10 protein-coding genes are annotated in these 12,338 nt (G+C 61.3%); 5 read left to right on the plus strand and 5 right to left on the minus strand.

What is annotated here, in order from left to right; translation table 11 throughout:
- Window position 1 precedes the first annotated feature (1 nt).
- Both ACNQP3_RS11450 and ACNQP3_RS11455 read right to left on the minus strand, forming a co-directional pair.
- Complete coding sequence (locus tag ACNQP3_RS11450) at window positions 2-2,992, minus strand: T6SS effector BTH_I2691 family protein (RefSeq protein ID WP_264317043.1); 2,991 nt, start codon at window positions 2,990-2,992, stop codon at window positions 2-4.
- A 302-nt stretch (window positions 2,993-3,294) separates the two neighbouring features.
- Window positions 3,295-3,585, minus strand: a complete 291-nt coding sequence (locus ACNQP3_RS11455) for a hypothetical protein (protein ID WP_264317044.1) — start codon at window positions 3,583-3,585, stop codon at window positions 3,295-3,297.
- A gap of 164 nt (window positions 3,586-3,749) precedes the next feature.
- On the opposite strand from ACNQP3_RS11455, the gene ACNQP3_RS11460 reads away from it, so the two are divergent.
- Together ACNQP3_RS11460 and ACNQP3_RS11465 are read left to right on the plus strand one after the other, a co-directional pair.
- A complete protein-coding gene (locus ACNQP3_RS11460; protein ID WP_069943329.1) occupies window positions 3,750-4,178 on the plus strand; it encodes a DUF2231 domain-containing protein in 429 nt (142 codons plus the stop codon).
- A complete protein-coding gene (locus tag ACNQP3_RS11465) occupies window positions 4,175-5,467 on the plus strand; it encodes a PQQ-dependent sugar dehydrogenase (protein WP_264317045.1) in 1,293 nt (430 codons plus the stop codon). Before ACNQP3_RS11460 ends, ACNQP3_RS11465 begins: the two co-directional genes overlap by 4 nt.
- A 67-nt stretch (window positions 5,468-5,534) precedes the next feature.
- On the opposite strand, the gene ACNQP3_RS11470 is transcribed toward ACNQP3_RS11465, so the two are convergent.
- Entirely contained in the window at window positions 5,535-7,667 is a 2,133-nt protein-coding gene (locus ACNQP3_RS11470; RefSeq protein ID WP_012271950.1) for a TonB-dependent receptor, read from the minus strand.
- 225 nt (window positions 7,668-7,892) lie between these two features.
- Here ACNQP3_RS11470 and ACNQP3_RS11475 point away from each other — a divergent pair, with 225 nt between their 5' ends.
- On the plus strand, window positions 7,893-8,474 hold the full coding sequence (locus ACNQP3_RS11475) for a hypothetical protein (RefSeq protein WP_012271951.1): 582 nt from the start codon (window positions 7,893-7,895) through the stop codon (window positions 8,472-8,474).
- Window positions 8,475-8,478: 4 nt separating this feature from the next.
- Here the strand turns inward: ACNQP3_RS11475 and ACNQP3_RS11480 are convergent, their stop codons facing one another.
- The gene (locus ACNQP3_RS11480; RefSeq protein ID WP_264317046.1) at window positions 8,479-9,243 is read right to left on the minus strand and encodes a hypothetical protein; all 765 of its coding nucleotides are present in this window, start codon (window positions 9,241-9,243) and stop codon (window positions 8,479-8,481) included.
- A gap of 202 nt (window positions 9,244-9,445) precedes the next feature.
- Here ACNQP3_RS11480 and ACNQP3_RS11485 point away from each other — a divergent pair, with 202 nt between their 5' ends.
- A complete protein-coding gene (locus ACNQP3_RS11485) occupies window positions 9,446-9,964 on the plus strand; it encodes a DMT family transporter (RefSeq protein WP_060494121.1) in 519 nt (172 codons plus the stop codon).
- Here ACNQP3_RS11485 and ACNQP3_RS11490 read toward each other — a convergent pair whose 3' ends face one another.
- The gene (locus ACNQP3_RS11490; RefSeq protein WP_012271954.1) at window positions 9,965-10,873 is read right to left on the minus strand and encodes a LysR family transcriptional regulator; all 909 of its coding nucleotides are present in this window, start codon (window positions 10,871-10,873) and stop codon (window positions 9,965-9,967) included.
- Window positions 10,874-11,011: 138 nt separating this feature from the next.
- Here ACNQP3_RS11490 and ACNQP3_RS11495 point away from each other — a divergent pair, with 138 nt between their 5' ends.
- Window positions 11,012-12,226 carry a YeeE/YedE family protein gene (locus tag ACNQP3_RS11495; RefSeq protein WP_060494122.1) on the plus strand — a complete coding sequence of 405 codons (1,215 nt, stop codon included), beginning with the start codon at window positions 11,012-11,014 and terminating at the stop codon, window positions 12,224-12,226.
- Window positions 12,227-12,338 lie beyond the last annotated feature (112 nt).

A 12,338-nucleotide genomic window follows, 5' to 3' on the forward strand; every position in this document is an offset into this window, starting at 1 on the left:
CTCAGCGCTCCAGATGAAAAGTTGACAGGATCTCATTGTTCTCGTCCAGGCCTTGATTGGTGCTGTAAGTTAGATGCAGTGAGACATATTTTTGGTTAGCTAGCGTGTTTTCGAAGTGCAGAACCAAGCCAGCACCTACGATGTGGCCGGTCGGGGTAATTGGAAGCAGGTCCCTTCCATGGTCATCACGGAGGGCATTTAAGCGTCCTGACCATTCGCTTACCCCAAGCACAAAGCCAGGTAGCAGCACTGTGAACTCAGCGGTTGGTTGAGGTGTGGAAACTTCGTTATGTGTGATAGCGGCCCAGTTGGGCGGAGACCAGTAATCATTCTGATGCCACCGGGTGTCGACATGAGATACGCCGAGTGACAGGGCCTGCTCGGTAGATAGAAGTTTTGGGCCGTAGTGCTGATTGTGCCAAGCTTTGATTTCGGCTTGTAGCGAGTCGAAAGAGGGCAGTTTCTTTTCATAATCCAAAGTTATGCCGGGGCGCTCCTCTCCATCATTATTACGATTGCCGAAGATACTGCGTGCTGCCCACAACTCAATTGGGCTATGAAGGTGCTCATGTGCCTTGGCGTGTAGGTACAGGCCTACTCCAATGATGGCGACACCCACGAGGACAAGGGCCGCTGCGGCCCATCCGGCAAAGGGTACTAGCGTTGTAGCGCCTGCAACTGCAAGACCTGCTTCAAGAATTACAACGGAACCAATGGCCATGCTTAAACCGCCAGCTAAAGTGTAATCAGCAGCTGTTTGATTGCCGTTCGCTCTCTGGCGCCCTGCCTTGAAAAAATCTGAAAATAGAGTGAATGCTATTGCAGGATATCCGGCTAAACGCGCAAACAAGTTACTGCTTAGGAACCTGATAACGCCGTTACCAAACGCCATCCCAGGTGCTGTCGAGCTTAATCGCAGCATCACCGCCTTCTGCGTTGCCCGAACGCTGACCGTTGTCGCTGCCGCTGCACCGATCACCCCGAATATCGATGAAGCAAAGCCCAAGGTATATTCCGGTGCATTGCTCTTCTGCAGGCTGTTGTAGGCCGTCTTGAGCGATAAGATGTTGAACCACAGCATGCCCGCGTTCAAACCACCGCCAACGCCCGAGGTGAGCAGGCCGAGAAAATTGGGTTTCACTCGCGCTGTGGTCGTCAGTTCGATCAACACGTTCCGGCTACCCGAGATGCGCAGCTCTTTCAGTTCTTCGACCTGCGCCATGCCGCTCTTCAAGTACTTCTGTACCTCCTGGCTGAACGGATTTTCCGTGATGGCCTGGCTGGTGATCCGATAGCGCGCTGCCAATAGCCCCAGCGCCTTCTCGGCATTCCCCTCACGCGCCGCCATCAACACCTGCTGGCGCAGGCCATGGCTGGCATCCCAGCGGGTTTGCCCGCGCAGGCGCTTGAGCACCACGGTATTGAGCGTCTGGGCGGTCAGGTCGGTGATGTCGGCCATGGCCGGAAAGCGACCGGCCAAGCCTTCGATCACGTCGTCGCTGGCGCCGAACAAACTGCCGATCGAGTCGGCCTTGTCCTTGAACGGGTTGAACGGTGCCAGGGCGGTGTACAGCGGGCTGTCGTGTTGGTCGAGCCATTGTTCCAGGCGCTTGAAGCGTCGATCCTGTTCCTCGGTGCCGGGTGTCGGCTGGCCCATTGGCTGAATCAGCAAGGCCAGTGAGATTTCCAGGCCACGGGCGGAGGCGCGTTCGTCGCGGTCGTAGCAGGCCAAGGCCGCCGCCAGGCTATAGGGGTTATCGATGTGTTGGGATTCGGCCGTTGCCAGCCAGGCGTCATGATCGTTGCTGGCTTGCAAGGCTTGGTTGCGCAGGGCGGCAATACGCCGTTCCAGCTCATCGCGCTCGGCGATGAAGCGCTGGTATTTGCCGACATCGAGGCGCTGTACCAGGCGCGCGCCGTGGGGCGAGTAGTCCTTGTGGGTGAGCGCCTGAAAATGCGACTCGGCCGGCGACAGGGCGGGGCCCCGGCGTTCCAGGCCAAGCCGGAACGCGGCCAGTTCCGGTGAGGGGGCGTCCGCCGGGTACATGCTTTCCAGCGTCTTGTTCAGCAGCATGGCCACCAGGTTGCGATGGTGGAAATCGCGGCTTTGCACGCTCAGTTGTTCGGCATCCAACCGGTAGCACGCCGGCACGCGCTCCTGCTCGGGCGGTTGTGCGGGTTTGGTGTGCTCCAGTTGCTCGGCGGGCATCAGGTCGCGCAGTTGATGCTGGTAGGCCGAGACCGACAGGCTCAGGTCCAGAGCCATGCCTTCGGCGTCGGCAAGCGCGACCACCACCGGCACTTTCGGCTGGGTGTAGGGGTAGTGCCGCGCCATGGCGACGAGGTTGCCGATGGGCAGGATTTCGCTGATCGGGTCGCTGCTCCAGGTCAGCGGCATGCGCAGGTGGGGCGGTTTGAAGTCTTCGACCCAGGTTTGCAGGGCGCTGACCGGCAGCACATGGGGCTGGGTGGACGGCGCTTGGTTGCCGCTCACCAGTTCGGCCATGTCCAACTGGCGCATGTGCCGTTTGCGCAGGGCAGGCGAGCCGGTGATGCGGGCGGTCATGGCGTTGGTCCACAGGTGTGGGCTGTAGCCGATCCAGACTTCCTTGGCGGTATCGGGGCAGGTATCGGCCCACACCCAGCCCAGGGTGCGGCTGGAGAGGTAGCGTTCACGCAGGTGGTAGTTCTCCAGCCCTTGGTAGCGCAGTTCCTTGTAAAGGCCTGCGCCGACGTACTCATGAATGACCAGCTTTTCGCCCAGCGGGCCTTTCATGAACACGTAGACATAGCCCTGACGCAGGGCGCGGAGGGTATAGGCGGAGTGCTGCAGCGGGGCAAAGCCTTGTTCGAGGTTGAAGCCTGCGTCGGCATAGCGGTAGGCGGGGGAGTCGCCGGTGCGCGGCACGATGGCATAGCGCACTGGCAGGATGGGGATGCGTGCACTGCAGGCGGGACCAGAGGTGGCACTGCTGACGGAGGCATTGCTCATGAGAGTTCCTTGCTCAGAGAGCAGCCCTTTCAGACATTAGGCGTAGAGTGGCCTGCTCCAGTACAGAAAAGACTGAAAGATAATTGGCTGACGATTGTTGTGTAAGAAATTTCTTACTTGCTATTTTAAGTTGCAGGGATATGGATTTGCTGGGCGATAAGCGAAGTAGGATGCCTCGATTAATTATTTTTGGTCGAGGGTGAAAGTGTAATATTTTATGTGGATTTATTCGTGCTTTAGTAACGTGGGAAGTTATAACTAAGTTTGTAGGAATTGCCTTACTTAAACCGTCCTCTATCTATTCAGTTTTTGCACTTGGCCATGACGACTTGGCAAGTTCTCGGTGTGCCTCCCGAGCGACTGGCATAGCGTATGCAGTTGTTCATCGACTTCTGACGGGCAATGCTGAGGTTATTGCCCCAGGCCAGGCCACCCTCGCCGGTCGTGGGGACGGCTTTGGCGAAGCAGTTGGAGCCCACCGCAGGTGTGGCGTAGCGGGGTTTGCTGGAGCAGCCAGCGGTGAGCGCCAGGCTGAGGGCTAGCAGGGTGTTCAGCACCCAGGACTCGATTGGGCGTATCGGTTGTCTGCGCATGTGATCCCCTTGTCCGCTTGGCGGCAAATGCCTTGCAGGATATTTCATTCAAGCCAAACGGTGAACTATCGCGGCGTCAAGGGGCTCCTTTGCTAAGCGCACCCTGCGCTCAACTGATGGTACAAGCCCATCAGCCCCGGGTCACTGAATGAAAAGGAGGCACCGTGACCGCATCTGACCAAAATTTCTACCGCTGTACACCCAGCCCGCTGCACGCCTTGTTGCTGGCCGGCAGTGTGCCGTTGTTTCTGGGTGCGCTACTGAGCGATATCGCCTACTACAACAGTTATCAAATCCAGTGGAGTAACTTCGCCGCCTGGCTGATCGCCGGTGCTTTGGTGTTCTGCGGGCTGGCACTGCTCTTCGCGTTGGCCAACCTGATCCGCGCCGAGCACAAGGGCGGGCGCGCAACGCTTTACTTCGCGCTGCTGCTGGTGACCTGGCTGCTTGGGCTGGTCAATGCGTTTGAGCATGCCAAGGACGCTTGGGCAGTGATGCCGTCGGGGCTGGTGTTGTCGGTGATCGTGACCGTGCTTGCGGTAGTGGCTGCATGGACCGGCTTGAGCAACCTGCGTTCGGGAGGTGCGGCATGAAGCCTTTACATGCATTGACCCTGTTGAGCCTGACGCTGGCGCTTGGTGCCTGTGGTGGCGACGGTGAGCCGACCCAGGCCCACGGCCCAGACCCGAAGCTGCCGGAGCCGCAGCGCGGCTTGCTGCCGAGCATGAAGATTGCGCAGCCGGTTGCCTGGGGTGAACAGAAACCGACCGTGCCGGAGGGTTTCAGCGTCACGGCCATTGCCACTGACCTGAAGATTCCGCGGCAGAGCCTGGTGCTGCCCAATGGTGACATTCTGGTAGCCGAGGGCAGGGGTGGCAGTGCGGCCAAGCTCAAGCCCAAGGACGTGATTGCCAGCCAGATCAAGGCCAAGGGCAACACGCAGGTAAAGGGCGGCAACCGCCTGACCTTGCTGCGTGATGCCGACGGCGATGGCACCTATGAGGTGCAGACCGTGTTCGCGGAAAACCTCAACGCCCCCTACGGCTTGGCGTTTGCCGACGGCAAGCTGTATGTGGCCAACCAGGATGCGCTGGTGCGCTTCGACTACAAGGAAGGCCAGACCCAGGCCGAAGGCTCGCCCACCAAGGTCACCGACCTGCCGGCCGAGATCAACCACCACTGGACCAAGGCGCTGACCATCAGCCCGGATGGTCGTTACCTGTACGTGGGCATAGGCTCGAACAGCAATATCACCGAGCGCGGCCTGGAGGTCGAGATCGATCGGGCCATGGTCTGGCAGGTCGATGCCGAAACCGGTGCGCACCGGCCCTACGCCACCGGCCTGCGCAATCCGACGGCATTGACCATTCAGCCGCAGACCGGGCAGTTGTGGACGGTGGTCAACGAGCGGGATGAACTGGGCCCCGACCTGGTGCCGGATTACCTCACATCGGTGCGTGAGGGCGGCTTCTATGGTTGGCCTTACAGCTACTGGGGACAGAACGTGGATGACCGGGTGCGGCCGCAGAACCCAGGCAAGGTGGCAGCGGCGATCAAGCCGGATTACAGCCTGGGCTCGCATGTGGCTGCCCTGGGTGTCGACTTCTCGATACCGGCCATGGGGGATGGGTTTTCCGACGGTGTCTTCGTGGGCGAGCACGGCAGCTGGAACCGACCTGACCCGGTGGGCTACAAGGTGATTTTCGTGCCGTTCAGCAATGGCAAGCCTGCGGGAGAGCCGATCGACTTCGCCATGGGGTTCCGAGGTGAGGATGGCAAGACCCGTGGACGGCCGGTGGGGGTGACAGTGGACCCCCGTGGGGCGTTGATCATTGCCGATGATTTGGCGAATACGGTTTGGCGGGTGACGCGCAATCGCTGAATGAACTACCGGGGTTGCGCGATCCGCTGGGCTTGCGCGACAGCGTCTACACGGATCGCGCAGCGCTTCAGAAGCGGTAGTTGAAGCTGGCTTCCAGCGTCCGTGGTGCCCCTGGCGTAACCAGGTCCACCGAGCCGTGCGCCGAGGCATAGTAGTCACGGTCGAAGGCGTTCTTCAGGCGCAGCGCGGCATCCCACTGCGGCACGCTGTACAGCAGTGCGGCGTCGAAGGTGGTGTAGCCCGGCATCACCACTACGTTGTCGAGCGCGGTGTAGCGCTCGTCGACGTAGTTGGCACCGGCAGCCACGCGCCACTCTGGGGTCAGGGTGCGCACCAGCCAGATGTTGGCGCTGTTACGCGGCGTCAGCGTAGGGGTCTGGCCTTCATTGGCCACGCCATTGGTCTTGCTGTTCGACTTGGTGATCTCGGCATCCAGGTAGGCGTAACCGGCGTAGACTTGCCACTTGTCCGAGAGCTGCCCGCTGACGGTGGCTTCGAAACCATCGGTACGTTGCTCGCCCGCCAGTACGGTCAGGTTGGGGTTGGCCGGGTCGGCAGTCTTCATGTTGGTGCGCTCAAGGCGGAACACCGCAGCGGTCAGCGACAGGCGGCTGTCGAGCAGGTCCCATTTGGCGCCGATTTCATAGTTGGTGGTTTCTTCCGGCTCCAGATGCTGGTTGGTCGGGCTGACCGCGAACACTTCGCCCGAAGGCTGGTAGCTGCGGCTGACCGACACGTAGTAGGACTGGATGGTGTCCGGCTGATAGACCAGGCCGGCGCGCGGGCTCCAGGTCTTGTCGGTGCGGTCGAGGTCGACGTTCTGCACGCGGTCGTCGTCGTACTCCTGGCCGAAGATGTCATAACGCACACCCACCAGGGCCTTCCAGTGCTCGTTAAGCTCGATCATGTCCTGCAGGTACAAACCGGTGGTCTGCTGGAAGTTGGTGCCTTTGGACGACAGGTTGGCGGCATGGTCTGGCACCGGCACCAGGGCGTCGCGGTACACCGGCACCTGGGCCACATTGTTTTGGCTCAGCACGCGCTGGTACTTGTCCTGCAAGCCCACTTCCACGCCATACAGCAGGTTGTGCTGCATGCCGGCCACTTGCGCCTGCTGCTTGAGTTCGGTCTGGTTGAATACACCGTACTCGTCACGGGCAACGTTGCCACGGTTGAGCTTGACCAGCAATTCGCCGTTGGGCGCAGTGACGAAGCGTGTCGGGCTGCTGTCGGCCAGGGTGTTGTTGCGGTCCAGGTCGTAGCGGTAGTAACGGCTGGTGTTGGTCAGCGTGAAGCTGTCGTTGATGCGGTAGTCCAGGCTGGCGGTCAGCGAGAACACCTCGCTGCGGGCGTAGTCCTGGTCGGCATCGCCAGAGCCGAAGCGCTTGTCGCGATCGACATCCACCGGGCGGTTGCCCAGGGCCGGGATGCCGAAGTCGATCAGGCGCTTGTCGTACAGGTAGGTGGCGCCCAGGTTCAGTTCCAGGTCGTCCGAGAGGCGGAAGTAGGCCGACGGCGCGATGGCCTTGCGGTCGATATAGCCATCGTCGCGGAAGGTGTCGCTGTCTTCGAAGGCGCCGGTTACGCGGTAGGCCTGGTTGCTTTGCGGGTCGGCCCAACCGGTGTCGAACTGCGTGCGGCGTTTGCCTTCGCTGTCGAAGCTCATGCCCACTTCGCGCTTGGGCGTGAAGCTTGGCTTCTTGCTGATGCTGTTGATCAGCCCGCCAGAAGAACCACGGCCATACAGCACGGCGGCTGGGCCCTTGATCACCTCGACACGCTCGACGTTGGACAGGTCACGGAAGTACAGGGCATCGTCGCGCACGCCGTCGATGTACATGTCGCCAATGGCGCTGAAGCCGCGGATGGTCACCTGGTCGCGCTGGCCGTCGCCGTTGGACAGGCCGATGCCGGGCACGTTCTTCAGCACGTCCTCCATGGACTGCGCGCCCTGATCCTTGATTACGCTTTCGGGCACGACGTTGACGGTTTGCGGGATATCACGCAGCGGCGCGTCGATCTTCATGGCGCTGCGGCTTTCACTGGCCTTGTAGCTTTGCTGCTCGTAGGCGCTGGTGACGGCAGTGGCGGGCAGGGCGAGGCTACCCTGCGCTTGGGTTTGAACGGCAGCGTGAACAGCAGGCACAACCAGCAGGCCCAGCATGGAAATGGATGCTGGGGCAACGGACCTTTTTGCCATTACAGGTGACTCTTTGTTGTTTTCGAGGTCACGAATAGTAATGATTTGTAAATGTAAAGCAAGTGTAAAGAGTTCGCATTTGCTATTACAAGCGTGGGGTGGCGAGAAGGAGGCGAAACCGGTCGCAGCGGATGTGTGCGGGCAGGGTGGTGGGCAACGTCTATGCTTGTTGGCGCGTGAGCCTTTCGCGCCCTTTTTTGGTCTTGATCACATGGAAGCAGGCCTATGAACCCGATTCGTTCTCTCGCTCGTGCAGTTGCCTTGGCCACACTGGTTTCCGCTGCCAGCCTCACGGCACACGCTGCTGATATCCCGATTGCCAGCGAGGCACTGGAAAGCCACGTCACCACGCAAGTCACAGCCATCGACCTGGCCAACCGCCAGGTGACGGTGAAGGGCCCTGATAACAAGAAGGATGTGACGTTCCAGCTCACGGAAAAGGCCAAGGCCCTGCCTAATCTCAAAGTGGGCGACCAGGTCGACATCTTCGTCACCCGTGCCGTGGCTTATGTGCTCAACACCAATGTGGGTGGGGCGCCGAAGGCCAGTGAGGAGTCGGGGACCATTCGCGCCACTGCGCAAAACCCCAACCCGGGTGGCGAGGCATTCCGCCAGGTCAGGGTCACTTCGCAGATCAAGAAGATCGACCTCAAGCAGCATGAGGTGAGCCTGCTGCCACCAGAGGGCAAGCTGCAGGTCGTCAAGGTCGAGAACCCAGACCTGCAGGCGCGCATGAAGAACCTCAAGGTTGGCCAGACGGTCGACGCGATCTACACCGAAGTGCTGCGCATTGAAACCTCGCGCTGAGCATTCATCGAGGTAGGCTGCGGGTTGCCCGTGTATGTATCCGTCGTGATGCCTTGCATGACGGCGGATGGCGCACGAACAGCTGGATCACCCAATCCGGGCGGGTCTTGCTGGCGTCATTGAGCCAGTTGGCGACCGAGTCCTGAGCGTATTTGTCAGCTTCTGCCAGGCGCGGTACCAGCAGCGGCTCAGCCGCTTCAGGCGTTTGCTTGAGTGCGTTGATGTGCTCGCACCACACCCCACGTGGGCGTAGCACCTCGATGCAGAAGCGCCTTACCAGCGGGTTCAGGTCGCCGGCGTAAGGCCCGAGCAGTGCGAGGGCTGCGTCCAGTTCTTGGGCCAGGCGTGGGCGCAAGGCCATCCACGCCCACTCGCGTACGCCAAAATGCTCATCGCGAGCGAATCGCAACTGTGCCAGCAGTGCAGGCTCCAGCAGTTGCGTGCGCGATAAATGCGCTTGGGCGAAGGCCGCCCAGCTGCGCACGGTATCGGAAGCATGCGAGCTGCACTGCGCCAGCACTTGCTCGCGCATCGGCGAGGCGGCCTGCTCCAACCATTGCCCCAGCGCCAGCCCGATGGCTGCGATCTTCTTCGACAGGCCCAACGAGGCTGTGTCTTCAGCGCAGGCGGTCAAATCGTCGATGAGCGTGGCTGGCAGCAGGGTGGCCAACGAGCCGACCAGGGCTCTCTGGTCCACCGCCAGGCATTCGGCGAGGTTGCGGGTTGGTAACTGCCCTAGATCAAGCAGGGTTTTGCGTTCATCTGTCATCGAATGTGTTCCATCACATCAGCTTTAGGTTTGCTCGTAGCGAGGCCCTTGGGTGTCGCGACGGGACAGGAGCCTAGCTCAATAGGTAGAGAACGTATCTATTCATGCGCCTGGCGAATAGTGTGCGTGCATGTTTTCGATTTCCATAAGTTTGGGGAATTTTCGATCATGGCGTGAATATTGGTCAGCGATGAGGATTGCCATGTTCAGTAAAACCCTGTGTCTTCTGGTGCTTCCCTTTGCCCTGGCGTTGCTAGCCGGGGCAGTTTTGCCGTTCCAGGCCGCAGGTAATGCCGCCGTCGGCCGGGCGTTGGGGCACTGGCTGTGGGGGGCATTCACGTCGTTGACGGTGAGTTCGCTGGTGGTTGTCGCCGCGCTGTTGATCCTCAGAGTGCCAGTGCCAGACCTAGACAAGGCCCTGCAGGGGCCATGGTGGCTTTGGGTCGGGGGAGTGCTGGGGGCGATGTATGTGGCCGGTGCCGCAGCACTTACTCCCAAACTGGGCGCGGCGGGGTTCCTGGTGCTGGTGGTGGCCGGGCAGATCATCACAGCGGTGCTCGCCGACCACTTCGGGGTAATGGGGCTGGGCGGTAAGCCGCTCAGCCTGGCCAGGGTAGCGGGTGTAGTGCTAATCCTGTGCGGTGTGCTGCTGGTGCAGGGTACATGGGCGCCGGCGCCATCGGCCGATTCCACGGTACCGGTGAAGCAGCAGGAAAACTGATCAGCGCCCTGGCTGGCTGCAGGCCCACACGGTTTCGCGCAGCCAGCGGTGCCCAGGGTCGCTGTCCTTGCGGCTGTGCCAGGCCTGCTGGTAGTCGAATGAGGGAATAGCCAGTGGCGGCGTGAACTGGCGCAGTGTCTTGTGTTGGCGTAACGACCCTACAGCGCGGCTGGCCACCGTCAGGATCAGATCGGTGCCAGCCAGCACTTCGACTGCCGCGCTCCAGTGTGGCAAGGCCAAGGCAATACGACGGCGCAGGCCTTGGGCGGCCAGTGCACGCTCGATTTCATCGAAGGCATCCGGGCGCATGGCCATCAACACATGCGGGCGTGCCAGCCAGTCTTCCAGGGCCAGATCACCGCGAGGGGGCAATACCTGGCGATCGGCAACACTGATGAAACGGTCGGCAAACAGGGGCTGGGCGGTGATGTCCTGGGGCAGGTCTGGGAACAGGCCCAGGGCCAGGTCCAGTTCGCCGTCGAGCAACTGGGCCAGCATCGTTTCGCGGCTGGCCTGGCTGATGGCCAGGTCCACCCCGGGTGCTACCTGGCGCAGATGGCGTAGCAGAGGCGGCAGGATAAGGCGCGAGGAATAGTCAGACAGTGACAGCCGGAAACGGCGCTGGGCCCTGGCGGGTTCGAACAACGGGGTAGCCAGCAGGCCGTTGAGGTTGCCCAGGGCATCTTGCAGGGGTTGGGCCAGCGACTGGGCGCGGGCGCTGAGGGCCATGCCGCCGCCTTGGCGTACCAGCAACGGGTCGTCGAAGTGTTTACGCAACTGCGCCAGGGCGTGGCTGACTGCCGGTTGACTGCGGTGCAGGCGCAGCGCGGCGCGGGTCACGTGCTTTTCGCTGAGCAGGGCGTGCAAGGCGAGCAGTAGGTTGAGGTCGATCTTGCGCAGCTCATCCATGGAGTGAATGATCCTGTAAGAATTTAAAGGCGTGAATCAGCTTAACAAATGATGTGGCCACATGGCCCCCACAAAGGGCTGCGCCGACCTGTCTAGCGTTATACTCCCCGTCCGTTTTACTGTTATCCGAGTATTCCGATGGGTCTTTCCGCAACTGCCACACCCGAACCGCGTCGCCTTGGCGCACCTATTATCGCCATGACCTTGCTGCTGGCTGGCGCCTGGTTCCTCAACTTCAATGCCGGCTTCAAGCAGGTTTTGTTGCTGGTGGTCGGCGCCGCGCTTGGTCTGACGCTGTATCACGCCGCCTTCGGTTTCACTTCGGCCTGGCGAGTGTTCATCAACGAGCGACGTGGCGCAGGCCTGCGCGCACAGATGGTCATGCTGACCTTGGCCGTGCTGCTGTTCTTCCCGGCGCTTTCGGCAGGTAGCCTGTTCGGTAACCCGGTCACCGGTCTGGTAGCCCCGGCGGGTGTCTCTGTGGTGTTCGGGGCGTTCATTTTCGGCATCGGCATGCAGCTGGGCGGCGGTTGCGCATCGGGCACGCTGTTCACCGTAGGGGGTGGTAATGCGCGCATGCTGGTAACCCTGCTGTTCTTCATCATCGGCTCGGTCAGCGCTACCCATCATGCTGATTGGTGGTTCGCCTTGCCGTCGTTCCCGGCCACCTCGATCGTGCAAACCTGGGGGGTAGGGCCTGCGCTGTTGGTTAGCCTGGCGGTATTCGGGTTGATCGCCTGGGCTACCGTGGTGCTGGAAAAACGCCGGCATGGCGCGCTTGAGGCGCCGGTTGCCAGCGAACACCAGGGCCTGCGCCGCTTCCTGCGTGGTCCTTGGCCATTGCTGTGGGGCGCTGTCGCCCTGGCCTTGTTGAACTACGCGACCTTGGCGCTGGCGGGGCGGCCATGGGGCATTACCTCGGCGTTCGCCCTGTGGGGGGCTAAGGTGCTCAACGGGTTGGGTGTGGATGTCGGCAGTTGGGTGTTCTGGCAGGCTCCGGCCAATGCCAAGGCCTTGGCGGCGCCGTTGTGGCAGGACATCACCACAGTGATGGACCTGGGCATCGTGCTGGGGGCGTTGCTGGCGGCGGGCCTGGCCGGGCGCTTTGCGCCAAGCCTGAAGATCCCGCTGCCGTCGCTGGTGGCCGCAGTGATTGGCGGCCTGCTGCTGGGCTACGGTTCGCGCCTGGCGTACGGGTGCAACATCGGTGCGTATTTCAGCGGTATCGCCTCGGGCAGCGTGCATGGCTGGCTGTGGCTGGTGGCGGCCTATGCTGGCAACCTGGTCGGCGTGCGCCTGCGCCCGCTGTTTTTCGCTGGTGAGCGGCGCCCTGCGGTACTGGGCGGGTGCTGAAGCACTGATTTGATTGCTGCAAGGGGTGCAGAAATCATCTGCACCTCGCCTGATTGTTCAACGTTTCCTACCTGATTAGCCTGATTCGAACACTCATCCAGCAGGATTCGAT

The organism is Pseudomonas sp. LFS074, assembly GCF_047978165.1.
Lineage (GTDB): Bacteria > Pseudomonadota > Gammaproteobacteria > Pseudomonadales > Pseudomonadaceae > Aquipseudomonas > Aquipseudomonas putida_P.

Bases quoted from the DNA above. Each gene is read 5' to 3' on its own strand.
- ACNQP3_RS11450 (WP_264317043.1), bottom strand. From the start codon at position 2,992: ATGAGCAATGCCTCCGTCAGCAGTGCCACCTCTGGTCCCGCCTGCAGT.
- ACNQP3_RS11455 (WP_264317044.1), bottom strand. From the start codon at position 3,585: ATGCGCAGACAACCGATACGCCCAATCGAGTCCTGGGTGCTGAACACC.
- ACNQP3_RS11465 (WP_264317045.1), top strand. From the start codon at position 4,175: ATGAAGCCTTTACATGCATTGACCCTGTTGAGCCTGACGCTGGCGCTT.
- ACNQP3_RS11470 (WP_012271950.1), bottom strand. From the start codon at position 7,667: ATGGCAAAAAGGTCCGTTGCCCCAGCATCCATTTCCATGCTGGGCCTG.
- ACNQP3_RS11475 (WP_012271951.1), top strand. From the start codon at position 7,893: ATGAACCCGATTCGTTCTCTCGCTCGTGCAGTTGCCTTGGCCACACTG.
- ACNQP3_RS11480 (WP_264317046.1), bottom strand. From the start codon at position 9,243: ATGACAGATGAACGCAAAACCCTGCTTGATCTAGGGCAGTTACCAACC.
- ACNQP3_RS11485 (WP_060494121.1), top strand. From the start codon at position 9,446: ATGTTCAGTAAAACCCTGTGTCTTCTGGTGCTTCCCTTTGCCCTGGCG.
- ACNQP3_RS11490 (WP_012271954.1), bottom strand. From the start codon at position 10,873: ATGGATGAGCTGCGCAAGATCGACCTCAACCTACTGCTCGCCTTGCAC.
- ACNQP3_RS11495 (WP_060494122.1), top strand. From the start codon at position 11,012: ATGGGTCTTTCCGCAACTGCCACACCCGAACCGCGTCGCCTTGGCGCA.